The sequence below is a fragment of the Pseudomonas sp. S2_E02 genome (assembly GCF_054668355.1).
The window spans coordinates 4,436,206-4,459,365 of the sequence record NZ_CP162761.1; the positions used below are offsets into that span (position 1 = coordinate 4,436,206).

The 23,160-nt window shown below is 59.3% G+C and carries 22 protein-coding genes; 14 read left to right on the forward strand and 8 right to left on the reverse strand.

The annotated features are described in order from the left end of the window. Positions 1-199: 199 nt before the first annotated feature. Positions 200-1,066 carry a transcriptional regulator HexR gene (gene hexR, locus AB4O01_RS20005; RefSeq protein WP_007962240.1) on the reverse strand — a complete coding sequence of 289 codons (867 nt, stop codon included), beginning with the start codon at positions 1,064-1,066 and terminating at the stop codon, positions 200-202. A 127-nt stretch (positions 1,067-1,193) separates the two neighbouring features. Next, entirely contained in the window at positions 1,194-4,064 is a 2,871-nt protein-coding gene (locus tag AB4O01_RS20010; RefSeq protein ID WP_194935732.1) for a GGDEF domain-containing phosphodiesterase, read from the reverse strand. Positions 4,065-4,321: 257 nt separating this feature from the next. Between AB4O01_RS20010 and uvrD the strand changes: the two genes are divergently transcribed. The 4 genes from uvrD (at position 4,322) to AB4O01_RS20030 (ending at position 8,686) form a co-directional block, all read left to right on the forward strand. Then, positions 4,322-6,505: a DNA helicase II gene (gene uvrD, locus AB4O01_RS20015; protein ID WP_007912069.1), complete on the forward strand. Its 2,184-nt coding sequence runs from the start codon at positions 4,322-4,324 to the stop codon at positions 6,503-6,505. 141 nt (positions 6,506-6,646) lie between these two features. Further along, on the forward strand, positions 6,647-7,087 hold the full coding sequence (locus AB4O01_RS20020; protein WP_016984014.1) for an EamA family transporter: 441 nt from the start codon (positions 6,647-6,649) through the stop codon (positions 7,085-7,087). Positions 7,088-7,264: 177 nt separating this feature from the next. Continuing rightward, the gene (locus AB4O01_RS20025) at positions 7,265-8,140 is read left to right on the forward strand and encodes a Tim44 domain-containing protein (protein ID WP_093429599.1); all 876 of its coding nucleotides are present in this window, start codon (positions 7,265-7,267) and stop codon (positions 8,138-8,140) included. A 138-nt stretch (positions 8,141-8,278) separates the two neighbouring features. Beyond that, positions 8,279-8,686 (forward strand): SMI1/KNR4 family protein, encoded by a 408-nt coding sequence (locus AB4O01_RS20030; RefSeq protein ID WP_003187120.1) that lies wholly within the window; start codon positions 8,279-8,281, stop codon positions 8,684-8,686. A gap of 21 nt (positions 8,687-8,707) precedes the next feature. Here the strand turns inward: AB4O01_RS20030 and AB4O01_RS20035 are convergent, their stop codons facing one another. Then, entirely contained in the window at positions 8,708-10,471 is a 1,764-nt protein-coding gene (locus AB4O01_RS20035; protein ID WP_093429598.1) for a cation:proton antiporter, read from the reverse strand. Positions 10,472-10,750: 279 nt separating this feature from the next. Here AB4O01_RS20035 and AB4O01_RS20040 point away from each other — a divergent pair, with 279 nt between their 5' ends. Further along, positions 10,751-11,233 carry an acyl-CoA thioesterase gene (locus tag AB4O01_RS20040; RefSeq protein ID WP_003229693.1) on the forward strand — a complete coding sequence of 161 codons (483 nt, stop codon included), beginning with the start codon at positions 10,751-10,753 and terminating at the stop codon, positions 11,231-11,233. 127 nt (positions 11,234-11,360) lie between these two features. Here AB4O01_RS20040 and pdxY read toward each other — a convergent pair whose 3' ends face one another. After that, positions 11,361-12,233: a pyridoxal kinase PdxY gene (pdxY, locus tag AB4O01_RS20045; protein ID WP_099757560.1), complete on the reverse strand. Its 873-nt coding sequence runs from the start codon at positions 12,231-12,233 to the stop codon at positions 11,361-11,363. 117 nt (positions 12,234-12,350) lie between these two features. On the opposite strand from pdxY, the gene AB4O01_RS20050 reads away from it, so the two are divergent. Next, positions 12,351-12,764, forward strand: a complete 414-nt coding sequence (locus AB4O01_RS20050) for a DUF3301 domain-containing protein (RefSeq protein ID WP_460092296.1) — start codon at positions 12,351-12,353, stop codon at positions 12,762-12,764. A gap of 78 nt (positions 12,765-12,842) precedes the next feature. On the opposite strand, the gene AB4O01_RS20055 is transcribed toward AB4O01_RS20050, so the two are convergent. Beyond that, the gene (locus AB4O01_RS20055) at positions 12,843-13,808 is read right to left on the reverse strand and encodes a CobW family GTP-binding protein (protein ID WP_099757561.1); all 966 of its coding nucleotides are present in this window, start codon (positions 13,806-13,808) and stop codon (positions 12,843-12,845) included. Positions 13,809-13,837: 29 nt separating this feature from the next. Here AB4O01_RS20055 and AB4O01_RS20060 point away from each other — a divergent pair, with 29 nt between their 5' ends. Then, on the forward strand, positions 13,838-14,194 hold the full coding sequence (locus AB4O01_RS20060; RefSeq protein WP_093429595.1) for an NADH:ubiquinone oxidoreductase: 357 nt from the start codon (positions 13,838-13,840) through the stop codon (positions 14,192-14,194). A 4-nt stretch (positions 14,195-14,198) separates the two neighbouring features. Here the strand turns inward: AB4O01_RS20060 and AB4O01_RS20065 are convergent, their stop codons facing one another. Next, positions 14,199-14,843 (reverse strand): DUF1826 domain-containing protein, encoded by a 645-nt coding sequence (locus AB4O01_RS20065; RefSeq protein WP_460089323.1) that lies wholly within the window; start codon positions 14,841-14,843, stop codon positions 14,199-14,201. Beyond that, entirely contained in the window at positions 14,843-16,048 is a 1,206-nt protein-coding gene (gene zigA / locus AB4O01_RS20070; protein WP_099757564.1) for a zinc metallochaperone GTPase ZigA, read from the reverse strand. Before zigA ends, AB4O01_RS20065 begins: the two co-directional genes overlap by 1 nt. 224 nt (positions 16,049-16,272) lie before the next feature. On the opposite strand from zigA, the gene AB4O01_RS20075 reads away from it, so the two are divergent. Continuing rightward, the gene (locus AB4O01_RS20075; protein WP_460089325.1) at positions 16,273-16,650 is read left to right on the forward strand and encodes a glutamine synthetase; all 378 of its coding nucleotides are present in this window, start codon (positions 16,273-16,275) and stop codon (positions 16,648-16,650) included. Here the strand turns inward: AB4O01_RS20075 and AB4O01_RS20080 are convergent. Beyond that, positions 16,647-17,849, reverse strand: coding sequence for an N-acetylmuramoyl-L-alanine amidase (locus AB4O01_RS20080; RefSeq protein ID WP_460089327.1), 1,203 nt, complete (start codon positions 17,847-17,849; stop codon positions 16,647-16,649). The two genes, AB4O01_RS20075 and AB4O01_RS20080, sit on opposite strands and share 4 nt — an antisense overlap. 84 nt (positions 17,850-17,933) lie before the next feature. On the opposite strand from AB4O01_RS20080, the gene folE2 reads away from it, so the two are divergent. Genes folE2 through AB4O01_RS20110 form a run of 6 tightly spaced genes read left to right on the forward strand, consistent with a single transcriptional unit; the run spans position 17,934 to position 23,140 of the window. Further along, positions 17,934-18,830, forward strand: a complete 897-nt coding sequence (folE2, locus tag AB4O01_RS20085) for a GTP cyclohydrolase FolE2 (protein ID WP_414927215.1) — start codon at positions 17,934-17,936, stop codon at positions 18,828-18,830. Beyond that, positions 18,827-19,495: a metal ABC transporter ATP-binding protein gene (locus tag AB4O01_RS20090; protein WP_093429590.1), complete on the forward strand. Its 669-nt coding sequence runs from the start codon at positions 18,827-18,829 to the stop codon at positions 19,493-19,495. The genes folE2 and AB4O01_RS20090 overlap by 4 nt, the downstream gene beginning before the upstream one ends. Next, the gene (locus AB4O01_RS20095; protein ID WP_099757569.1) at positions 19,495-20,361 is read left to right on the forward strand and encodes a metal ABC transporter permease; all 867 of its coding nucleotides are present in this window, start codon (positions 19,495-19,497) and stop codon (positions 20,359-20,361) included. Before AB4O01_RS20090 ends, AB4O01_RS20095 begins: the two co-directional genes overlap by 1 nt. Positions 20,362-20,372: 11 nt before the next feature. Then, positions 20,373-21,248: a metal ABC transporter substrate-binding protein gene (locus AB4O01_RS20100; protein ID WP_099757570.1), complete on the forward strand. Its 876-nt coding sequence runs from the start codon at positions 20,373-20,375 to the stop codon at positions 21,246-21,248. Beyond that, positions 21,245-21,805 (forward strand): gamma carbonic anhydrase family protein, encoded by a 561-nt coding sequence (locus AB4O01_RS20105; RefSeq protein ID WP_460089329.1) that lies wholly within the window; start codon positions 21,245-21,247, stop codon positions 21,803-21,805. Before AB4O01_RS20100 ends, AB4O01_RS20105 begins: the two co-directional genes overlap by 4 nt. Before the next feature lie 3 nt (positions 21,806-21,808). Next, positions 21,809-23,140 carry a dihydroorotase gene (locus AB4O01_RS20110; RefSeq protein ID WP_460089331.1) on the forward strand — a complete coding sequence of 444 codons (1,332 nt, stop codon included), beginning with the start codon at positions 21,809-21,811 and terminating at the stop codon, positions 23,138-23,140. The last annotated feature ends 20 nt before the right edge of the window (positions 23,141-23,160 follow it).

Genomic DNA, 23,160 nt, shown 5'->3' on the forward strand with positions numbered 1-23,160 from the left:
CGGGAGGGATGACGGTTTGGCTGCGTGTGGATGACAGTGCGATGAAACTTGCGCAGGGTTGTGGTGTTTTTGAGGACCCCTTCGCGAGCAGGCTCGCTCCCACATTTGATCTCGGTATGACACAGAATCTGTGTTCACAGGAAATCCCCTGTGGGAGCGAGCCTGCTCGCGATTAAGGTCGGAACGACCTTAGATAACTTCAGTCATCCAGCGCTTTCACGGCTTTCGGCGACAAGCGCAAGCTGCGCAGACTGCGCTTCACGCTCTTCAGGTGATTGACCAGACTCGGCCCACGCGCCATCGCCACGCCCATCGCCAGCACGTCAATCACTACCAGGTGAGCAATACGCGAAGTCAGCGGCGTATAGATTTCGGTGTCTTCGTGCACATCGATTGCCAGATTGACGGTCGACAATTCGGCCAACGGCGTCTGGCTAGGGCACAGAGTAATCAGCGAAGCGCCGCTCTCACGCACCAGATTGGCGGTAATCAGCAGATCCTTGGAACGCCCGGACTGCGAAATACAGATCGCCACATCGGTCGGTTTCAACGTCACCGCCGACATCGCCTGCATGTGCGGATCGGAATACGCCGCTGCAGTCAGCAGCAAACGGAAGAACTTGTGCTGCGCATCCGCCGCCACTGCACCCGAGGCGCCGAAGCCATAGAACTCGACCCGCTGCGCCTGCGACATCAGTGTCACCGCACGCTGCAACTCAACCGGATCGAGCTTCTCGCGAACCTCCATCAAGGTGTGCAACGTGGTGTCGAAGATCTTCAGGCTGTAGTCGGCGACCGAGTCGTCTTCATGGATCGCGAACTGGCCGAAGCTGGCACCGGCCGCGAGGCTTTGCGCTAACTTCAGTTTGAGATCCTGAAAACCGGAGCAACCAATGGCGCGACAGAAGCGCACGATGGTCGGCTCGCTGATGCCAACGCTGTGGGCCAGGTCGGCCATGGAACTGTGCATCACCGCCGCAGGGTCAAGCAGCACGTGGTCGGCGACCTTGAGCTCCGACTTGCGTAACAGGTGACGTGACTGGGCGATGTGTTGCAGCAGATTCAAGGGGCTGGACTCTTCTTATGGGCAAGGATGTAGCACGCTTGTAGTTATACTACATGAATTGGCTTTTTGCCTGCTCAATGCGTAACTCCATGTCCCCATATCAGGCGCGATGGGATGCATGTAGCCCTTAAAACGGTTTTTCCTGTTCGCGCAAAAGCCCGGCCAGACCGCTCGCCTCCACCGGCCGGCTGATCAGGTAACCCTGCACTTCATCGCAACGCTCGGCGCGTAAAAATTCCAGCTGCTCCTGGCGCTCGACACCTTCGGCGACCACTTTCAGTGACAGCCCATGGGCCATGGCAATGATCGCGCGAGTGATCGCCGCATCTTCACTGCCCTCCCCCAAACCGCGAATGAATGCCTGATCGATCTTCACGTAATCCACCGGAATGCGCTTGAGGTAACTCAGCGACGAATACCCGGTGCCGAAATCATCTATGGCCAGTTTCACCCCCAGATCACGCAGTTGCTGGAACGTTGCGATGATGTGTTCGACGCTATCGAGCAACTGGCTCTCGGTCAGTTCCAGTTCGAGGTAGTGCGGCGCCAGGCCAGTTTCCTCCAGTACCTGCCGCACCAGACTGACCAGTTTGCCCTGACGCAGTTGATGCACCGACAGGTTGACCGAAACACGAATCGGCTCCAGCCCCTGACGCTGCCATTCGCAGGCCTGCCAGCACGCCTGACGCAGGACGAATTCGCCGATCGGCCCGATCAGACCGGTTTCCTCGGCCAGCCCGATGAAGTCCCCCGGCGGCACCTGGCCCATGGTTGGATGATCCCAGCGCACCAGTGCCTCTGCCGCATTCAAACGCCCGGTTTGCAGGCACAGCTTCGGTTGATAGAACACTTTCAGCTGCTTGTCTTCGATGGCCTTGCGCAGATGGTTTTCCAGCTGCAAGCGCTCAAGGGTGCTGGCCTGCAGGCTGTCGGTGTAGAACTGGAAGTTGTTCCCGCCCAGATGCTTGGCATGTTGCATGGCCATGTTCGACTGGCTGACCAGTGCGGAGATTTCCCGAGCGTTGTCCGGCAGCATGCTGATGCCCATCGAGGCGCTGACCACCAGCTCATGCCCTTCGACCGTCAGTGGCAGGCGCAACTTGCTCGACAGGCGCGTGGCGACCCGGGCCAGACTTGAGAGATTGCCGTAGGCATCGAACAGTACGGCGAACTCGTCACCGGACAAGCGGGCGATGGTGTCCGCTTCCGGCAAGGCGTTGACCAGCCGGCGCGCCATTTTCTGCAGTAACTGATCGGCAATCTCATGGCCGAGACTGTCGTTGAGCAATTTGAAGCGATCCAGATTGATGTGCAGCAACGCCAGGCTGCGCCGGCCCTGACGCGAGCGCTGATGCGCTTCATGCAAACGCTCGCGGAACAGCGAGCGGTTGGCCAACCCGGTGAGCTCGTCGTAATGGGTCAGATAGCGCATGCGCTCTTCGGATTCGCGGCGTGCTGACAGATCGGCGAAGAAGCCGACGATATGGCTGACATTTCCCCGACCATCACGCACTGCATTCAGTTGCAGCCACTGCGGATACAGCTCGCCATTCTTGCGCGTCTCCACCAGTTCGCCCTGCCAACTGCCGTGCTGCTCCAAGGCATGACGTATCGCCACGTAATGACGGCGGGCGTCGCGGCTGCACGGCAGCTCGACGACGTTGCGCCCGAGCATGTCCTCGATGTCGTAACCGGTAACCCGGCTGAACGCCTGATTGATCGCGATCAGCGCATAGTTCGGGTCGAGAATCACGATGCCTTCACTGGCCGCTTCGAATACGGTCGCCGCCAGGCGCTGCTGCTCTTCGAGGCTTTTGCTGGCGCTGATGTCGCGGCGGGTGCCGACCATGCGGATCACCCGGCCGCTGTCGCTGCGCTCTACGGCGCGGCCTCGGTCTTCGATCCACACCCAATGGCCATCGCCGTGACGTACGCGGTATTCGATCTGATAGTCCTCGGTGCGCCCCTTCAAGTGCTCGATCAATGCGTACTTCAGCGTCGGCACATCGTCTGGATGCAGACGTGGCTTGAGGTCGCGCAAAAGTGCCGTGACGTATTCCGGAGCGAGGCCGAACAGTTCCTGAATCTGCGTGTGGTGGACCTCATCGGTTTGCAGGTTCCAGTCCCACAGCCCCAGCTCACTGGCCTTCAGCGCCAGCGCCAGCCGCGCTTCGCTTTTGCTCAGGGCCTGAGTGGCCGCGTCCAGTTCAAGGCTGCGCTGGGCCACGCGGTCTTCGAGTTCGACCTGCGCTTCACGCAACTTGCCCTCGGCGCAGCGGCGCTGATCGATTTCTTTGGCCAGTTCCTGATTGAGCTGTTCGCTGCGCGCCTGCGTCTGTTGCAGGTGTTCGATCAAGCGCTGATTCTGGAAGCGCCGCAGCAAGCCCCGATCAATCAGCCGATTGACTTGCCACGCGACCACGCTCAGCGAGCCGAGCAGGATCAGACCGAGCCAGCCCCAACCGCGCGCCTGCTCGTCACCGCCCCAGAACAGATAACCGATCGCCGGCAACAGGCAGGGCAAGGTAAATGACAGAAACGCTGGCAGGCTCACCGCGTAGGCGACGCTGGCCGAGAGGGTTGCGGCGCCGATCAGGCCGAACACCCAGGCCTGTTGTATGAAGTTGTCGGCGGGCACCAGGGCGATGCCGGCACCGGCCAGGGTCAGACCGGTCATGGTCGAGCCGAGCAGAAACATCCGCCGCCAGATCGGTTGCGCCTGACGATCAGGGATCGCCGAATCGAACGCCGCCACCTGAATCACCCGCAACGCCACCAGCGACAGCAACCACACCAGCCAGACGCTGACCACGAAATAGCGCTGCGGGCTCCAGAGCAAAGCGGCGCAGACCAGACCATTGATCAACATGAACAACGTGGGCAACAACGAGCCCTGATACAGCAGACGCGTGCGCTCGACCGCCATCTCGACGGCATAGTGCTTGCGGATAACCCGGGGATCCACGGAGGGGCCCGACAGTTCGGAGCTGAGGGTCATGGGCAACGTTCTTGTTCTTATAAGGAGGGCGTGCGCCCGAAACGTGGACGGAGCATACACAAGCCGATCCCGTTGCCAAACTGCTCCACATCATAATTTCAGCGAAACTTTTCCGTCCTTTGCCACCGGCCAAACCCTTGGAGCGCGGCGGGCCGATGCCTGTAGCCAGTGACCGACCGGTCGTCATCGACGGGAGTTTCATCGGCTAATGCAAAGCTCGGTTTGCCCGGGCCTGCGGCGCACCCTAGAATGCCCCGATGCGCGATGATCTCTCCCTTCTGCTGAACTCCCTCAACGATGCCCAACGCCAGGCCGTAGCAGCCCCCGTTGGCCGTCAGTTGGTCCTGGCCGGTGCTGGCTCCGGTAAAACCCGAGTGCTGGTGCACCGTATCGCCTGGTTGATCCAGGTCGAAAACGCCTCGCCCCACTCCATTCTGTCGGTGACCTTCACCAACAAGGCCGCTGCCGAGATGCGTCACCGCATCGAGCAGTTGCTGGGGATCAACCCGGCCGGCATGTGGGTCGGCACCTTCCACGGCCTGGCGCACCGCTTGCTGCGGGCGCACTGGCAGGAAGCAGGCCTGAGCCAGACTTTCCAGATTCTCGACAGCGATGACCAGCAACGACTGGTCAAACGGGTGATCCGCGAACTCGGCCTCGACGAGCAACGCTGGCCGGCGCGTCAGGCGCAGTGGTTCATCAATGGCCAGAAAGACGAAGGCCTGCGTCCGCAACACATTCAGGCCAGCGGCGATTTGTACCTGGCGACCATGCGCGGCATCTATGAGGCCTATGAGGCGGCGTGTCAGCGTGCCGGCGTCATCGATTTCTCCGAACTGCTGCTGCGTGCCCTCGACCTGTGGCGCGATCACCCGGGCCTGTTGGCGCATTATCAAAAGCGCTTTCGGCACATTCTGGTGGACGAGTTCCAGGATACCAACGCCGTGCAGTACGCCTGGTTGCGCCTGCTTGGCAAAGGCGGCGACAGCCTGATGGTGGTCGGCGACGACGACCAGTCGATCTACGGCTGGCGCGGCGCGAAAATCGAGAACATTCATCAGTATTCTTCCGACTTCGCGGATTCGGTGACCATTCGTCTGGAGCAGAACTACCGCTCCACCGCCGGCATCCTCAAGGCCGCCAACGCCTTGATCGCCAACAATACCGGGCGTCTGGGCAAAGAGCTGTGGACCGACGGCGGCGACGGCGAAGCGATCAATCTGTACGCTGCGTTCAATGAACACGACGAGGCACGCTACGTTGTCGAAACCATCGAAAGCGCGCTGAAAACCGGCTTGGCCCGCAGCGATATCGCGATTCTGTACCGCTCCAACGCACAATCGCGCGTTCTCGAAGAAGCCTTGCTGCGTGAGCGCATTCCCTACCGCATTTATGGTGGCCAGCGCTTCTTCGAACGTGCCGAAATCAAGAACGCCATGGCTTACCTGCGTTTGCTCGAAGGTCGCGGCAACGATGCGGCGCTGGAACGGGTGATCAACGTGCCGGCCCGAGGCATTGGCGAAAAAACCGTCGAAGCCATCCGCGATCACGCACGCCACAGCGATGTGTCGATGTGGGAAGCGATGCGCCAACTGGTCGCCAACAAAGGCCTGACCGGTCGAGCAGCCGGTGCGCTGGGTGCGTTTATCGAGCTGATCGAAAACCTCGCCGCCAAGTGCATGGAAATGCCGCTGCACCTGATGACGCAAACCGTCATCGAGCAATCCGGGCTGATCGCCTATCACGAAGCGGAAAAAGGCGAGAAAGGCCAGGCCCGGGTAGAAAACCTTGAGGAACTGGTCAGCGCCGCGCGCAACTTCGAGAACACCGAAGAGGATGAAGAACTGACGCCGCTGGCGGCGTTCCTCGGCCATGCTTCGCTGGAAGCCGGGGACACTCAGGCTGACGAACACGAAGACAGCATTCAGTTGATGACCCTGCACAGCGCCAAAGGCCTGGAATTCCCTTACGTGTTCCTCGTGGGCATGGAAGAAGGCCTGTTCCCGCACAAGATGAGCCTGGAAGAACCGGGGCGTCTCGAAGAAGAGCGGCGTCTGGCTTACGTGGGCATTACCCGGGCAATGCAGAATCTGGTGATGACCTATGCTGAAACCCGACGCCTGTACGGCAGCGAGACCTACAACAAGGTTTCGCGCTTTGTGCGCGAAGTACCGAAAGGCCTGATTCAGGAAGTGCGCTTGTCGAACAGCGTCAGCCGACCGTTCGGCGGCAATCAGTCGATGAGCGGCAGCAATCTGTTCAGCGGCAGCGAGATTCCGGAAACGGGTTTCAGCCTCGGTCAGGCGGTACGCCATTCGATCTTTGGTGACGGCGTGATCCTCAACTTCGAAGGCGCCGGCGCCCAGGCACGGGTGCAGGTGAATTTCAGCGAAGGCAGCAAATGGCTGATGCTCGGTTACGCCAAGCTGGAAGCGATCTGACGCCGATTTCGCTTTTCTGTGGGAGCGAGCCTGCTCGCGAATGAAATCACCGCGGTTGATCTGATAAACCGTGGTGCGGCATTCGCGAGCAAGCTCGCTCCCACAGGATCTGGGTCGGCAGGTTGATCAAAGGACATTTCCATGGGCTCAGGCTTCTTTTCTTCTTGGACATTCTGGGCCCTGCTCTCGGCGACTTTCGCCGCATTGACGGCGATCTTCGCCAAAGTCGGCATCGAAAACGTCAATTCCGACTTCGCCACCCTGCTGCGCACCATCGTGGTACTCGTCAGCCTGGCCTTGATTTTGTACGCGACGGGCCAATATCAATCTTTGGGATCGATCTCTGCGAAGAGTTATCTGTTCCTGCTGCTGTCTGGCCTGGGAACCGGTGCGTCGTGGCTGTGCTATTTCCGCGCGCTCAAAGTCGGTCCGGCCTCGCTGGTCGCGCCAGTGGACAAACTCAGCGTGGTGCTGGTGGCAGTGCTCGGCGTGATCCTGCTGGGCGAGAAACTCGACCTGCGCCAATGGGGCGGCATCGGCCTGATCACCGCAGGTGTGGTGATGCTCGCTTTTCGTCGCTAAACGAGCTTTCTCACTGAACCCGTCCCGATTTCCTACAACCAAAAGTACATGGCCTTATTGTCCCGACCGAGCTGAACGTAACCTGTCAGGCAAAAGCCCGAAACACTCTCTCACTAGCCAGTAACACTTCAGCTGTGCAACATGGCGCGCGTGTCTCCACAAACGGGAATTCCCTTTATGAAACGTTTTCTTAGCATCGCCATGGCGTTGTGCATCGGCCTGACGATGAGCCTCGACGCCAACGCCAAGCGCTTTGGTGGTGGCAAAAGCGCCGGCGCTGCGCCGACGCACCAGACCAGCCAGATGGCTCCTTCTTCTCCAGGTGTCGGCGGCGCTGCGGCGACCGCAGGTGCTGCCGGTGCCGCAGGCGCTGCCGCCAAGGCCGGCGGTGCTTCGAAATGGCTCGGCCCTCTGGCCGGTATCGCCGCCGGTGGCCTGCTCGCGTCCATGTTCATGGGCGGCGGCTTCCAGGGCATGCAGATCTTCGACATCCTGATCATGGCCGTGATCGCGTTCGTGATCTTCCGCTTCATCGCCGCGCGTCGACGCAAGCAGCAGGAGCAGTTCGCTCCGGCCGGCGCGCCGATGCAGCGTGAAGTGTTCGAGCAGAAGCCTGCCGCCATGGGTTCGATCTTCGGTGGTTCGGCCGCACCCGCCGCCGCTCGTCCTGTGATCAACGCGCCAGCCTGGTTCAATGAGCATAACTTCCTTGAAGCTGCCCGCAGCCACTTCCAGGCGCTGCAGCAGCACTGGGACGCCAACGAGATGGACAAGATCGCCGAGTTCGTGACCCCGCAAATGCTCGAGTTCCTCAAGCGTGAGCGTGCGGATCTGGGCGATGCGTTCCAGTCGACCTACATCGACAACCTCCAGGTTCAACTGGATGGTGTGGATGACCGCGCCGACAAGACCATCGCCACCCTGACCTTCAGCGGTGTGTCGAAGACCTCGCGTTTCGACCAGGGCGAAGTGTTCAGCGAAAGCTGGAACATGGAACGTCCGCAGGGCGAGAACCAGCCTTGGCTGGTTGCCGGTATCCGCCAGAACGGCTGATCCCTTCCAGGCGTCACTTGCCGTAATAAAAAACCCCAGCCTCGGCTGGGGTTTTCTATTTCGCGGTTGCATCTATAGCGAGCTACTGTATAAACCGGCCCATATAAACCGCGCCATTCAAGCAAGAGGATCCCGGACGTGGAAGAAATCATCGAACAACTGCGTGAAGCCAACGAACCCGTGCCGGTTCCATTGGAGTTGCCTGACGAAGATCTGCTGGTCGAAATCGAAGAACAGCTGTTCATCGACATTCCGTTTGTCTTCAGAGAGTTTTTGCTGACCGTCAGCGATGTGGTGTACGGCAGCCTCGAGCCGGTGACCGTTACCGATCCACAATCCCACACCTACTTGCCGGATGTTGCCGCCAATGCCTGGGATGCCGGTGTTGATCGCAGCCTGATTCCAATCTGTCAGGACGGCGATGACTACTACTGTGTCGAAGAGGATGGCACGGTGGTGTTGTGGCAGGCCGAAGAAGAGTTGATTGCCGAGGAAACCTGGGAATCGGTATGGCACTGGGCGCGGGACGTCTGGCTGGAAAGCTGATCGGCCAGCCGCCCCGTATGATCAATGCCCCGACGACTCCTTATGGTTGTCGAGGGTTTCCAGCAGCGCCACTTGCATCCGCGTGTGCACGCGGATGAACCAGCGCCAGAGCAGCGCCGCCACGGCCGCCGCCACCACAGCGATCAGTACCAGCAACTTGTTGGTCGGCAAGATACTGGCCGACAAGGCTGCCAGCAGCAGGAAAATCACCAGCAGCGAGAGAATCGGGATCACTTCGGAGATCACCCGGCGCACTCGCTGTGTGTGACGCCCGGCCATCTCGGGCTTCACACCCATCTCCGCCAGCAGCATCGACAACGCCTTGAGCTTGCGATAAGCGGCGATCAGGAACGGCAACGACACCAACAATGCCCCGCCCCAGATCAACGCCTTCTGCCAGCTCGGATCGCTGATCCAGTCTTGCAGCCACAGCGAGATGCGTTCAGCGAAATACGCGCCGGCGAAGAAGATCGCAATCACCAGCGCCAGGTTGACGCCGACTTGCAGCAAGATCTTGCGAATGATTGACGCCAGCATCGCACCCTCGCCTTGCGGCTGAATGCTGCGCAGCCATTCGCCATACATGCCCAGCACGCGGCCGAGAGGCTTGGGCACAGCCGCGGACAACTTGATCGACAGCGGATCAGCCGCGCGGATCAGATACGGCGTCAGCAAAGTGGTAATCACCGACACCGCCACGGCGACCGGGTAGAGGAAGTTACTGGTCACCTGCAACGTCATCCCGAGAGCGGCGATGATGAAGGAAAATTCACCAATCTGTGACAGCCCCATCCCCACGCGCAGTGAGGTACGTCCGTCATTGCCGGCGATAAACGCTCCGAGACCGCAGGACAACATCTTGCCGAGTACAACGGCTACGGTGATCACCGCAATCGGCCACGCGTATTCGAGCAGAATCATCGGATCGAGCATCAGCCCGATAGCGACAAAGAAGATCGCGCTGAACAGGTCGCGAACCGGCTCGATCAGACGCTCGATTTTTAGCAGTTGTCGCGACTCGGCCATGATCGCGCCGATCAGGAACGCGCCAAGTACCATGCTGTATTCGAGTTTGACTACCAGCAGACAGAAGCCGAAACACAGGCCGAGCACGGTGATCAGCAGCATCTCGTTGCTTTCGAATTTGGCCACATAGGCCAGCAATCGCGGCACCAGCAGAATGCCGATGACCAGCGCGACGATCATGAACAGCGACAGTTTGCCAACCGTGGAAAACACTTCTCCGGAACTGACCGTGCCGCTGACGGCGATGCTTGAAAGCAGTGCGATGATGCCGATGCCGAGGATGTCTTCGACGATCAGCACGCCGAAGATCAACTGCGCAAAGCGCTCGTTTTTCATCTTCAGATCATTGAGGGCCTTGACGATGATGGTGGTCGAGGAGATCGCAAGAATCGCGCCGAGGAACAGCGAGTCCATGGTGTTCCAGTCGAACCAGCGGCCGATTTCATAGCCGATCCAGATCATCAGGACAATCTCGAGGAACGCCGCAATAAACGCCGTGGCGCCGACCTTGAACAGCTTGCGCAGGCTGAACTCCAGGCCGAGGCAGAACATCAGGAAAATCACCCCCAGCTCGGCGAGGGTCTTGATGGTGTCTTCGTCGTGGATCAGGCCGAACGGCGGGGTGTGCGGGCCGATGATGAAGCCGGCGACGATATAGCCGAGCACCACCGGCTGTTTGAAGCGATGAAACAACACGGTCACCACACCTGCGACCAACATGATCACTGCCAGATCCTGAATAAAGCTGATGGCATGCATGGTGTGGGCTCCTTGAATGACGAGGCCCGCCAGCAGACGTCAGAAAGGTCTGGGCGAGCGTAGTAAAAGTCCGCTTTTCGTGTGGGAATTGCCTTTGTAAGGGTCTTTTGCAGGTTAACACCGCGACTTGCGGCTGGAAGGCGGTGCAATATATGGAAACAGATCGATTCCGGCGTGACGGCGGCCAGTCGCCCGGCGTCCCGATAACGGTGCTTTTGAAAAGCGACCAGGCACCCGCAGAGGTGCTTCCAGCAATCAGCCTTGATCCGTGAGAACGTTATGGAACCCGGAAACGCCCAGCTGTCGATGACGGTACTGATGACCCCCGACATGGCCAACTTCTCTGGCAATGTCCACGGTGGCACCCTGCTCAAATACCTCGACGAAGTGGCCTACGCCTGCGCGAGCCGTTATGCCGGTCGCTACGTGGTGACGCTGTCGGTGGATCAGGTGATTTTTCGCGAGCCGATCCATGTCGGCGAACTGGTGACCTTCCTCGCGTCGGTCAACTACACCGGCAACACCTCAATGGAAGTCGGTATCAAAGTCGTTACCGAGAACATCCGCGAGCGCTCGGTGCGCCACACCAACAGCTGCTTCTTCACCATGGTCGCGGTGGATGACCAGCGTAAGCCGGCCGCCGTGCCGCCGCTGCAACCGCAGAACAGTGAAGACAAACGTCGTTACATGCAGGCGCAGCAGCGTCGGCAGATTCGTCAGGAGCTGGAAAAGCGCTATCAGGAGATCAAGGGCGACGCCTGATCAGTCTTTGAACTGATGCTGTCTGAGCTATAGCCTTCGCGAGCAAGCTCGCTCCCACACTGGACCTGTGGCGTACACAAAACCAAATGTGGGAGCGAGCTTGCTCGCGAATGGGGGCAGCGCGGTCTTACAAACTGATCGCCGTCGCCTCGAACTTCACCCGCGGATGCGCAATGCGATCCTGCGCCCGCACCAGCTGCAGCTCATAGCTGGCGCAGGCTTGAGTTTCCAGCAGCACCTCATGCACCGCCGCCGCAGTGAATTCGAACGCCGCCACCAGACTATCACCCAGCAGCACCCGCGCCAGAAACAAGCCGGACGTCAGATCGCCCACACCCACCGGCTGACGCGGGAACGCCAGCAACGGACGGCGCAGATGCCAGCTGCCTTCAACCGTCACCAGTAACATTTCAAAGCCATCGGCCGGTTTGCCCGGATAATCCAGATGCTTGACCAGTACTGCTTTCGGCCCGCGCGCCAGCAAGGCCCGCGCCATTGCCAGACAATCGAACAGCGACTGCGGCTTGCGCCCGGAGAAGCTGTCCAGCTCCAACTGGTTTGGACACATGATGTCCGCTACGGCCGCCGCCTCTTCCAGCAGGAAATCGCTGACCTCGGTCGGCACGCTGCAGCCCTTCTCCGGATGGCCCATCACCGGATCGCACAGATACAGCGCCTTCGGATTGACCGATTTGATGCGCTCGACGCCGCTGAGAATCGCCCGGCCCTGCGCCGCGCTGCCGAGGTAACCGGACAGCACCGCATCGCAATTGCCCAGCTCGCCAATCGCAGCAATCCCTTCGACCAGCTCGGGAATCTGTTGCGGTGCCAGCACTTCACCAGCCCACTGACCGTACTGGGTGTGGTTGGAAAACTGCACGGTGTTGAGCGGCCAGACATTAACCCCGACCCGCTGCATCGGAAAAACCGCGGCGCTGTTGCCGGCGTGGCCGAACACCACATGGGACTGAATGGCGAGCAGATGAGGCGTACGTTTCATTCGGGTCATTCCGTAAAACGATTGAAATTCAAGCCGCGCAGTATGCGACGAAACGCAGCCTGTACGACAGACCAGCGACGCAGTTAAGCTGACGCTATCTTTTGGAGTTCGATGTTGATGCTGACCCTGGAAAACATCTTCGTGCTGATACTGTTCGCCGCTGCCGGCGCGTGGTTATGGCACAACCACGGCTTGCGCGAGCGCGCGCTGGAGCGGGTCAAACAGCATTGCCTGAACTTACGGGTCGAGTTGCTCGACGGCAACGTTGCCCTGAAGAGGATCGGTTTCATCAAGGACGCCAACGGTCGCCGACGACTGGCGCGGGTGTACAACTTTGAATTCACCGTGACCGGCGAAACCCGGCATAACGGCACCATCACCCAGTTTGGCGCGCACAGTGCGCAGATCGAACTGGCGCCCTACCCGGCACCGTTCGACGACACGCCGCCAGTAGTGGAAGTGCACAAGCCGCGGGCGGAAGTGATCGAGTTGAGCCAGTGGCGGCAAGAACATACGAAGTGGAAACCGTAAAAATCGCAGCCTTCGGCAGCTTCTAAAGGGTGCACAAAAATCCCATGTAGGAGCTGCCGAAGGCTGCGATCTTTTGATCTAACCCTCCCGACACCCCAATAGCTCCCGCTGCAACACTTCAACACTCTGTGCCTCAGCGAAGATCAGCTCGAGTCGCGAATCTTTTCGCCATTCGCTGGCTTGCCAGATCAGTTCGGCATTATTCAGAGCATTAGCCGACACCCAACCCTCCGAGCTGTGGATAACCAGTTTCGCCCGCTGCCAATTGAGGCTGGCTAGCCAGTCAGCAATGTGCCGCTTGTCGAACGTCTGTCCCGGATGCCAACGCCAACCAATACTCCAGCCTCCCTCCTGCGCCTGACTCAGGCAAATCGGCAGCGTCGGATCAGTCCAGACGGCCGGCATTTGTCCTAATCCCTTGGGTACGGCCAAATTATCCACACCGTTGACCGCTTTTGCGGCTAGGCCCGGCAGTTCGCCCAGGCTTAGTTGCGCCTCTTGAGTCCAGACCAACGGCACTGCCGGCAACTGACTGGCGATTTTTTCTCTGGCCCTGTCATCAAGGTTTTCAGCCTTGTTCAACAACAGCAGGCCAGCGGCTTTTAAGGCTTCTTGTTGCGCTACCGGCAAGGCTTTCCCTGCCTGCAGCGCTTGAGCATCCAGCACCAGCACACACGGCTGCACCGCCAGCACACCTCGCCACGGCGCCTCATTCAACTGGCTAATCAGCTGCGCCGGATGCCCCAACCCGGACGGTTCGATAAACAACCGATCCGGCTTCGCCTTGCGCAACAACCGCCCCAGGCCAATCTGAAACGGCGCGCCGTTGACGCAACACAGGCAGCCGCCGGCCACTTCGCCCAGTGCGATACCCTCGGCGTCACTCGTCAACAGGGCGGCGTCGAGGCCGATCTGGCCGAACTCGTTGATCAATACCGCCCAACGTTCGCCTTCTGGACGCTGGGCCATGAGTTGGCGAATCAGGCTGGTTTTGCCGGCGCCCAAAGGGCCAGCAATGACATGGGTAGGAATGTTCTGCAACATGGCCGGGAGCTTTCTTGGGAGATTCAAAGATGCGTTGGAGGGGATGGTCGTTGCTGTTGGCGCTGCTGTCGAGTGAAGCATGGGCCCAGGCCTGCGTGGTGCACAGTCAGGGCGAGCGGCTCGACGTCAAAGTCTGTCAGCAGAACCGCAATATCCCGGAGAAACTGTTCAACGACGGTTTCTGCCAGCCGACGCTGGCCGGGCAGAAAGTCAAAGTGCAGTACGTCGACCAGTGCCCGAGCGGTGCATTTGGCGTATGCAGCAACGCACAAGTCGCCAATCTGCCCTATCGCCAGGATATCCACTATTACGGCGTGGCCACGGATGCGGCGTATCTGCAACCGTACTGCGAAGGCCTGAGCCAGGGTAAGTGGCTCAAGCCTTGAGGCGTCAGCCGAGCCAGTCGAGGGTCAGTATCAGACGGCGCTGCCCCGCGTCCGGGTGTGGCGAGCGGTGGATCAGGCCAAAGCCTTCATTGCCGTGCCATTTCTCGCCTTTCAACAGCGCCACGTCGCCGCTGTTGAGTTGCTGGATTTGCACGTGGGGCTCGGCGTTGGCCTGCCCCAGCTGACGGCGATCCATCGCACCTTCCTTGAGCCATTGGCTGCCAACACCCGCATAAGTCGTGATCAGTCGCACCGGCACGTGATCGACATGGAAGCGTGGACACATGGCTTTATCCAATACCCGCAGGCGCAGGCCCACGCGCTTTGCCCCCAGTAAGCAGGCAAATGCGCTGACCAGCCATTTCAGGTCGGCGATAAAGCCCTCGTAGCCTTCCAGATCACGGAAGCCTGATGCCACATCGGTGAGATCAGGCTCGGCGTCCTCATCCGGCAACTCAAGGCACAACGATTCCGCCAAGGGCTCATTGAGCGACAGCAGCAGGTGAGCGAACTCGCTGATGTGCAACGGCAGTTGGCGTTGCCAGACGGCGAGGTTGGTGTCGTCTTCGAGGATTCGCGTCAACGCTTTCGGTGTCGGACCTTGATGCTGATGGCGCGTACGGTTCTGCAGCAGCTTTAGCGCGAGCATCAGGCAGCCTCTTCGTGCCAAGGGCCGAACGGATCGGGCAACAATTGCCAGCCTTCGACACCGAGCGCCATTTCTTCATCGTTGAGCAGGCAGGCATCCAGTTCGGCTGAGAGCTGTAGGAAATCAATATTTTGACCGATAAACACCAGCTCCTGGCGGCAGTCTCCTACGCTCGACAGCCAGTTTTCCATGATGGCAGCGGTGCTTTCCTGATCTTGTGGCCACTGCTCCTTTGGCACGAAACGCCACCAGCGCCCGGCAAAACCGTGGCGCATCAAACCACCGGCTTGCGACCAACTGCCGGCGTCGGTGGGTTTGCTCGCGAGCCAGAAGAAGCCTTTGGAGCGCAGCAATTTCCCGTTCAGCCAAGGACGATCGATAAAGCTGAAAAACCGTTGCGGGTGAAAGGGTCGGCGGGCGCGATAGGCTGTGGAGGCGATGCCGTACTCATCGGTTTCCGGCACGTGTTCGCCGCGTAATTCCTGCAACCAACCCGGTGCCTGTGCGGCTCTCTCGAAGTCGAAACGCCCGGTGTTGAGGATTTTCTCCAGCGGCACCTCACCCATCACCATCGGGATGATTTCCGCTTGGGCGTTGAGACGCTGGAGGATCGCGATCAACTCCTCACGCTCGCACTGGCTGATCAAGTCGATCTTGCTGATCAACAACACGTCGGCGAACTCGATCTGTTCGATCAACAGATCGGTGATGGAGCGTTCGTCTTCTTCGCCAAGGATCTCGCCACGGGACGCGAGGCTTTCCGCTGCCTGGTAGTCCGGCAGGAAGTTCACACCGTCGACTACAGTGACCATGGTGTCCAGACGCGCGATGTCGGAGAGACTCTGGCCGTGCTCATCGCGGAAGGTAAACGTCTCTGCCACGGGCAGTGGCTCGGAAATCCCGGTGGACTCGATCAGCAGGTAATCGAAGCGATTTTCACGGGCCAGCTTGCTGACTTCTTCCAGCAGGTCTTCGCGTAACGTACAGCAGATGCAGCCGTTACTCATTTCGACTATTTTTTCTTCGGCGCGGTTCAGGCTGACATCACGCTGGACTTCGCTGCCATCAATGTTGATCTCGCTCATATCATTAACGATAACAGCCACGCGCAACCCCTCTCGATTACGTAGTACGTAATTCAAAAGTGTACTTTTTCCGGCGCCGAGAAATCCTGAAAGTACGGTGACGGGCAATTCTGCTGACATTGGATAATCCTCTTCAGAAGGCAGCCAATTGGCGCTTTTACTGGCGCATGGCGTTTTTGCGCTTCCCACGGGTGGATTACGTAGAAAACCAACGCCTTGAAATCGGGCTGCCCAGGCTTAATTCGAATCAATGTTATATTATAACAATAAAAAGAAACCAGCCTTCTCTTGTCTTGATCGACAAACAACAGGAAGCTTCGCCAATCCCGCACCCGGAAATCGCCATGAGAAATGCGCTGAAATGCTCGATGTTGAGCCTTGGGTTGTTGCTGGGCGGCAATGCCTGCGGGCAATTGCCGGCACTCGCCAGCTGCACACGCAGCGCCAACCTGCTGGCTTGTGTCGACGCCGATGGCAACGCTTATAGCGTCAATACCGTAGGCAACACCCTTTATCTGCGCGGTTTTGAGAAGAATGGCCAACGTTATTGGGCGCAGACCAACAGCCGTTTCGGGCAATTGACGTTTTTCACCGGGATCGCCTCTGACGGCGAAGCCTGGGTTGGTTACACCCGACGTGTCGGCTGGACGACCATCAATCGTTTCTCCAGCTCGGGCGGCAGCAGCGCAAAATTCACCTGCAGCCGCATTACCGGCTGTTAAACCTGGGTGTTTTTCTGCGCCTGCTGCCAGGCAAGGTAGCTGTCGATGGGCGGATTCTTTGCAAAATAACGCTGCAATCCTTCAAACAAACCGTTGGCCACGGCCTGCTGATGTCGCGCAGTAACCAGCCGTTGACTGTCTCGCGCATTGGAAATGAAGCCTGTCTCCACCAGAATTGAAGGTACGTCTGGCGATTTCAGGACCGCGAATCCTGCCTGCTCCACACGCTTCTGATGCAGCGTAGTGATGCCGGCCAGACTGCCAAGTACCGTGCTGCCCAACTGCAGACTGGCAGCGATCGTCGCGTTCATCGACATGTCGAGAATCACCCCCGCCAGCATCGGATCCTTATCTTTCAGGTTGAGCAGACTGGTGGCGCCGAGCAGATCCGCACCGTTCTCCCGCTGCGCCATGAAGCGCGCCGTCGCCGATGTCGCACCGCCCTCAGACAGGCAATAGACCGACGCGCCGGAAGCAGTCAGACGCGGCGCTGCATCGGCATGCACTGAGATAAACATGTCCGCCTTATGCTGACGCGCGATCTCCACGCGTTTGCGCAACGGCACGAAAAAGTCGTCATTGCGCACCAGTTTTACATTGAAGCCCCTCTCTTTTTTCAGGCGTTTGGCGAGCAGTTGCGCAATGGCAAGCACCACATCCTTTTCCCTTTCGCCCTTGGCACCGACAGCACCGGGATCCTTTCCGCCGTGCCCAGGGTCAACGACAACAATGATGTCGCGTCTGGGATGCGCTTTCAGCGCAGGTGTTTCACGTGGAACCATTGGCGTATTTGGCGTTGATTTGGCGCTAACCAGATCCAGAACCAAGCGATGGCCCTGGCCGTCCTGCGGCGCCAAAAGGAAGCTGTTCAACAGCACCCGATTGCTCAGATCCAGAACAATCCGCGTGTCACCGTGACCAAAAGGCCCGGAGCGAATCGAACGAATCACCGTTCCATTTAGCGCGAGCTGACGGAAATCTGCGCCTACGCTCGCACTGGACACATCAATTATCAGACGTTCCGGGGCCGTTAGCGTGAAGGTTTTATAGCGCACCGGGCCGCTTAGATCGAACACCAATCGTAGCTTTTCATCCGAGCGCCATAGGCGCGCATTACGAATTTGCGTAGCTGAAACACTGAAAGGGAGAGCGAGGGCCGCGCTGGCCAGGATCAGATTAAGCAAGTGGCGTCTGTGCATATGAAAGCCTGTTCATGAAAAAGGCATCGTGATTTGAATTGTTATAATGTAACATTCAATTCAATCAACACGACGGTCCCGAACATGAATTCGATGACACTTCCGGATATCGCCGCGCAGGCCGCACGCCAAACTTTGCCACTCGAATGGGTGGGCATGCGCGGCATTGCGTTACCTGTTTTGTTAGAGGGTCAGCGCTTGAGCGCCAAGGCTGATGCGGGTGTCAGTCTTGATGATGGCGAGGCGCGTGGCATTCACATGTCGCGGCTGTATCTGGCCTTGGAAGCACTCGAACAGAAGAACCTGTCCCCAGCGTTACTGCATCAGGTGCTCAAGGATTTCCTGCAAAGCCACGAAGGTCTATCCACCCGCGCCTACCTGAATATCCACACCGATTTGCTGCTAAAGAGGTCAGCGCTGATCAGCCCATTGGCCGGCTGGAAGTCTTATCCCGCGAGCATTTTCGCCAGCCTGATAAATGAAGTGTTCCACGTGGAACTCAAAATCGAAGTGCCCTACTCCTCAACTTGCCCTTGCTCAGCAGCCTTGGCGCGACAGTTGATCCAGCAGAAATTCATCGCCGACTTCGCCAACAAAGCTCTACAACACGCCGACGTTCTGGCATGGCTTGGCTCGACCCAAGGCATCCTTGCCACGCCTCACAGCCAACGCAGCACAGCACAATTGCACCTTCACCTCGACGACTTCATTGATGAGTTTCCTCTTAGCGTGATCATCAATGACGCTGAAGCTGCCCTCGGCACCGCCGTACAAACCGCCGTGAAACGCGCAGACGAACAAGCCTTCGCCCTCGCCAACGGGCAGAACCTGATGTTCTGCGAAGACGCGGCACGCCGTCTGAATCTGGCCCTGCGACGTACTCCCGGTATCAGCGCATTTCAATTGCGAGTGATCCACGCCGAAAGTCTGCACGCTCACGACGCCGTCGCCGAAAGCCATTGGCAGCGTGAGCAAGCATGATCCGCTGCCAATCCCTGAGTTGGGGTGCACCCGGCCAACCACTGACCGTGCCCCTGGACCTTGAACTCGACAGCGGCAGCCTGACGGCGATCATCGGTGCCAACGGCTGTGGCAAAAGCAGCCTGCTGAAAGTTATCGCCGGGCTACAAAAGCCATTGGCAGGCAATGTCGGGCTGAGTGTCCCACGTCAAAGCGGGTTGTCCTTTCTGCCCCAGCAACAGCATCTGGATCGCCAATTCCCCATCAGCCTTGAAGATCTGGTCGCCGCCGGTTTCTGGGGACGCAGGCTCTCGACTCAACTACGAAGCCAGCGCCTGAAAGACGCACTGGCGAACTGGCACCTGAGCGGACTTGAGCAACGCCCACTCATGGCCCTGTCCGGTGGCGAACTGCAACGCGCCCTGCTCGCGAGACTGAGCCTGACCGACGCGCCCGTGCTGCTGCTCGACGAGCCCCACGCCGCACTCGATGAACTCGGTCAGCAGTTGCTCTGGCAGCACATCCACGGCTGGCACGGCGAAGGTCGGACACTGGTCGTCGTGTGTCACGACCTCGCCGCCGTACGCCAACACATCCCGAAAACGTTGCTGATCAAAAACCGCGACTGCGTGTTTGGTGCAAGCGCAGAACTCATTCAGCAAACACCTCACACACAGGTGGCCTGATGCTCACCGTCGCCCACCTCTGGCAACCATTTAATGAGTTCGTGTTCATGCGCCGTGCCCTGCTCGGCGGATTGGTATTGGCGTGCAGCACCGCCCCCCTCGGCGTGTTCTTGATCCTGCGACGGATGAGCCTGATCGGTGACGCCGTGGCCCACGGTATCCTTCCCGGCGCGGCACTGGGTTTCTGGTTTGCCGGACTGAGCCTGCCCGCGTTAACGCTGGGAGGCTTGGGCGCCGGTTTGAGCATGGCTGGCCTCGCCGCCTGGATCACCCGTCGCACGGGCCTGCGCGAAGACGCCAGTCTCGCTGCGATCTATCCGATCTCGCTGGCCAGTGGCGTACTCATCCTCGGCATCGCCGGCAAACGCCTCGACCTGTTGCACTTGCTGTTCGGCTCAGCACTGGCCGTCGATGGTCCGACCCTCATCGGCATGTTGTGGGTTTCGGGATTCAGCCTGATCGCCATGGCGCTGATCTACAAACCGCTGCTGCTCGACACCCTCGATCCGTTGTTCTTGAGAACCGTCAGCCGCCTCGGCCCACTCGCCCATGGCGTGTTCCTGACGCTGGTCGTACTCAATCTGGTGATCGGTTTCCAGGCCATCGGCGCGCTGATGGTGGTCGGCCTGATGATGCTTCCCGCTGCGGCTTCGCGATTCTGGAGCCGCCGGCTGCCGACCCTGATTGCCATCGCGGCCGTCATCGGTTGCCTCTCGGTCTGGTTCGGCTTGCTGCTGTCGTTCTACTACTCGTTGCCGAGCGGCCCGGCCATCGTGCTGATCGCCGGTCTTGGCTATCTGTTGTCCGTGGTGTTCGGGCCGGTGCACGGTCTGTTGCGCCGCCCGCCTTTGCTCACATCCCAATGAGGTGTTTCCCGATGCGCGCTCTACTCGTGCTGTTCAGCCTGATGCTGTCGATGTCATTGTCGGCGGCAGAAAAACTGCCTGTGGTCACTAGTTTCAGCATTCTCGCCGACATGGTTCATCAAGTCGGTGGTGAGCATATCCAGATCACCAATATGGTCGGCCCGGACACCGATGCGCACACTTACGAGCCGACACCGGATGATGCGAAAGCGCTGCTCAGCGCCAAACTGATCATCAAGAACGGTCTTGGTTTCGAGCCGTGGCTGGATCGCCTCGTGACCAGCACCGAGACCAAAGCCACGGTCATCAGTGCCAGTCACGGCGTGATTCCACGCTCGCTGGATGAAGACGGCGAAACCGTTCCCGACCCGCATGCCTGGCACAATCTGGCAAACGCCGAGTTGTACGTCGCCAATATCACCAAAGCACTGATCGCTGCGGATCCCGCGAACAAGGCCGACTACGAACGCAACAGCAAAACCTACCTGAAGCAGATCTACGCCCTGCTCGCCGAAGCCAAAGCCAAACTCGGTGCGCTGCCACCGGGCAACCGCAAGATCGTTACCAGCCATGATGCTTTTGGTTATCTCGGTCAGGCCTACGGTATCGACTTCATGGCACCGCAAGGCCTGTCCACCGAACGCGACCCCTCGGCTGCCGAAGTCGCCGCGCTGATCACCCAGATTCGCCAGGCCCACGTCAAAGCGGTGTTCATGGAAAACATCAAGGACGCACGCCTGCTCAAACAGATCGCTGACGAAAGCGGCGCGCACATTGGCGGCACGCTGTACTCGGATGCCCTCGCTGCCAGCGGTCCCGCCAGTACCTTCACCGGTCTGTTCGAATACAACCTCAACACTCTTTACGACGCACTGAGCCAACCATGATCCGCAAGAATCCTTCAGGTGATCTGCCCCACATTGCCGAGTCGGCCTACGTCGATAAAACCGCGATCATCTGCGGCAAAGTGGTGATCGGGGAGAACGTCTTCGTTGGCCCCTATGCAGTCATTCGCGCCGACGAAGTGGACACCTCAGGCGAGATGGAGCCGATCATCATCGGCGCCAATTCGAATATCCAGGACGGCGTGGTCATCCATTCCAAATCCGGCGCGGCAGTGACCATCGGTGAGTACAGTTCCATCGCCCACCGCTCGATCGTGCACGGCCCCTGCGTCGTCGGCGATCGAGTGTTCATCGGTTTCAACAGCGTCCTGTTCAACTGCGTCGTCGGCAACGGTTGTGTGGTGCGGCACAACTCGGTGGTCGACGGTCGGGATTTGCCGGACGCCTTCTATGTGCCCTCGACGACTCGCATCGGCCCGAACACCGACCTCTCGCAATTTCCACCGGTGAGCATCAGCGCCTCGGAGTTTTCCGAAGACGTGGCGCGCACCAACGTCGACCTGGTGCGCGGCTACAAAGCCTTGCAGAACGAGTTCTGAACCATGAGCAGCGTGCTGATTCGCAACGCAAGGCTGGTCAACGAAGGACGCGAGTTCGACGGCGATCTGTTGGTCAGCAATGGGCGCATCGTCAAGATTGCCCGCAGCATCGAAGGCGAAAACGCCAAGGTGGAAATCGACGCGAAGGGCCAATGGCTGCTGCCGGGGATGATCGACGACCAAGTGCATTTTCGTGAGCCTGGTGCGCCAGCCAAGGGCAGCATTCATACCGAGTCGCGGGCGGCGGTCGCCGGTGGCATCACCAGTTTTATGGACATGCCGAATACAAACCCGGCCACTCTCACCCTCGAAGCGTTGGCGGATAAAAAGCGCCGGGCTGCGATCAACTCCGTGGCCAACTACGGGTTTCACTTTGGCGTGAGCCAGGACAACCTCGATACAGTGGCGGCGCTCAATCCGTGTGAAGTCGCCGGGGTGAAAGTGTTCATGGGCGCATCGACCGGCAACATGCTGGTGGACGATCCGAAGATCCTCGAGCGACTGTTCGCCGAGGTGCCGACGATCCTCTTGGCTCACTGCGAGCACACGCCCAGCATCAACGCCAATGCCGCCAACTTGCATGAGCTGTTCGGTGATCGTTTGCCCCCGGCTGCCCATGCGTTGATCCGTAATGCCGTGACCTGTTATCGCTCTTCTTCAATGGCGGTTGATCTGGCGAAACGTCACGGCACGCGCCTGCATGTTTTGCACCTGACCACGGCGCGTGAAGTGGCGTTGTTCGAGGACAAACCGCTGGCGCAAAAACACATCACGGCGGAAGTTTGCCTGCACCATTTGCTGTTTGATGATCGCGACTATCCCCACCTCGGCAACCTGATCAAATGCAATCCGGCGATCAAAACCCAATCCGATCGCGATGCACTACGCGCGGCACTGAACAGCAATCGACTCGATGTGATCGGCAGTGACCATGCACCGCATACCTGGGCTGAAAAACAGCGACCTTATGCGCAGGCACCTGCGGGTTTACCATTGGTGCAGCACGCTTTACCGGCACTGCTGGAGTTAGTGGCGGACGATGTGCTGCCAATCACTACGCTGGTGGCGAAGACCAGCCACAGAGTCGCGGATCTTTTTGCGATTCCCGATCGTGGGTATCTACGTGAGGGCTACTGGGCGGATCTGGTGCTGGTTGAGGCGCAGACGCTGGAGGTCGATCGGCAACCCATTCTGTCGCAGTGCGGATGGACGCCGTTTGCCGGGCGCAGCTTTCGGCATCGGGTGAATGCGACGATGGTGTCGGGGCAGATTGCCTGGCGGGAGGGTCGGGTGAACGAGGGATGTCGGGGGCTGGCGCTGAGGTTTATGCGCTGAATACGAAGACGCTTTCGCGA

Excerpts from the sequence above, each read along its gene's own strand:
- AB4O01_RS20010 (WP_194935732.1), bottom strand. The coding sequence starts at position 4,064 with ATGACCCTCAGCTCCGAACTGTCGGGCCCCTCCGTGGATCCCCGGGTT.
- uvrD (WP_007912069.1), top strand. The coding sequence starts at position 4,322 with ATGCGCGATGATCTCTCCCTTCTGCTGAACTCCCTCAACGATGCCCAA.
- AB4O01_RS20020 (WP_016984014.1), top strand. The coding sequence starts at position 6,647 with ATGGGCTCAGGCTTCTTTTCTTCTTGGACATTCTGGGCCCTGCTCTCG.
- AB4O01_RS20025 (WP_093429599.1), top strand. The coding sequence starts at position 7,265 with ATGAAACGTTTTCTTAGCATCGCCATGGCGTTGTGCATCGGCCTGACG.
- AB4O01_RS20035 (WP_093429598.1), bottom strand. The coding sequence starts at position 10,471 with ATGCATGCCATCAGCTTTATTCAGGATCTGGCAGTGATCATGTTGGTC.
- AB4O01_RS20040 (WP_003229693.1), top strand. The coding sequence starts at position 10,751 with ATGGAACCCGGAAACGCCCAGCTGTCGATGACGGTACTGATGACCCCC.
- pdxY (WP_099757560.1), bottom strand. The coding sequence starts at position 12,233 with ATGAAACGTACGCCTCATCTGCTCGCCATTCAGTCCCATGTGGTGTTC.
- AB4O01_RS20050 (WP_460092296.1), top strand. The coding sequence starts at position 12,351 with ATGCTGACCCTGGAAAACATCTTCGTGCTGATACTGTTCGCCGCTGCC.
- AB4O01_RS20055 (WP_099757561.1), bottom strand. The coding sequence starts at position 13,808 with ATGTTGCAGAACATTCCTACCCATGTCATTGCTGGCCCTTTGGGCGCC.
- AB4O01_RS20060 (WP_093429595.1), top strand. The coding sequence starts at position 13,838 with ATGCGTTGGAGGGGATGGTCGTTGCTGTTGGCGCTGCTGTCGAGTGAA.
- AB4O01_RS20065 (WP_460089323.1), bottom strand. The coding sequence starts at position 14,843 with ATGCTCGCGCTAAAGCTGCTGCAGAACCGTACGCGCCATCAGCATCAA.
- zigA (WP_099757564.1), bottom strand. The coding sequence starts at position 16,048 with ATGTCAGCAGAATTGCCCGTCACCGTACTTTCAGGATTTCTCGGCGCC.
- AB4O01_RS20075 (WP_460089325.1), top strand. The coding sequence starts at position 16,273 with ATGAGAAATGCGCTGAAATGCTCGATGTTGAGCCTTGGGTTGTTGCTG.
- AB4O01_RS20080 (WP_460089327.1), bottom strand. The coding sequence starts at position 17,849 with ATGCACAGACGCCACTTGCTTAATCTGATCCTGGCCAGCGCGGCCCTC.
- folE2 (WP_414927215.1), top strand. The coding sequence starts at position 17,934 with ATGAATTCGATGACACTTCCGGATATCGCCGCGCAGGCCGCACGCCAA.
- AB4O01_RS20090 (WP_093429590.1), top strand. The coding sequence starts at position 18,827 with ATGATCCGCTGCCAATCCCTGAGTTGGGGTGCACCCGGCCAACCACTG.
- AB4O01_RS20095 (WP_099757569.1), top strand. The coding sequence starts at position 19,495 with ATGCTCACCGTCGCCCACCTCTGGCAACCATTTAATGAGTTCGTGTTC.
- AB4O01_RS20100 (WP_099757570.1), top strand. The coding sequence starts at position 20,373 with ATGCGCGCTCTACTCGTGCTGTTCAGCCTGATGCTGTCGATGTCATTG.
- AB4O01_RS20105 (WP_460089329.1), top strand. The coding sequence starts at position 21,245 with ATGATCCGCAAGAATCCTTCAGGTGATCTGCCCCACATTGCCGAGTCG.
- AB4O01_RS20110 (WP_460089331.1), top strand. The coding sequence starts at position 21,809 with ATGAGCAGCGTGCTGATTCGCAACGCAAGGCTGGTCAACGAAGGACGC.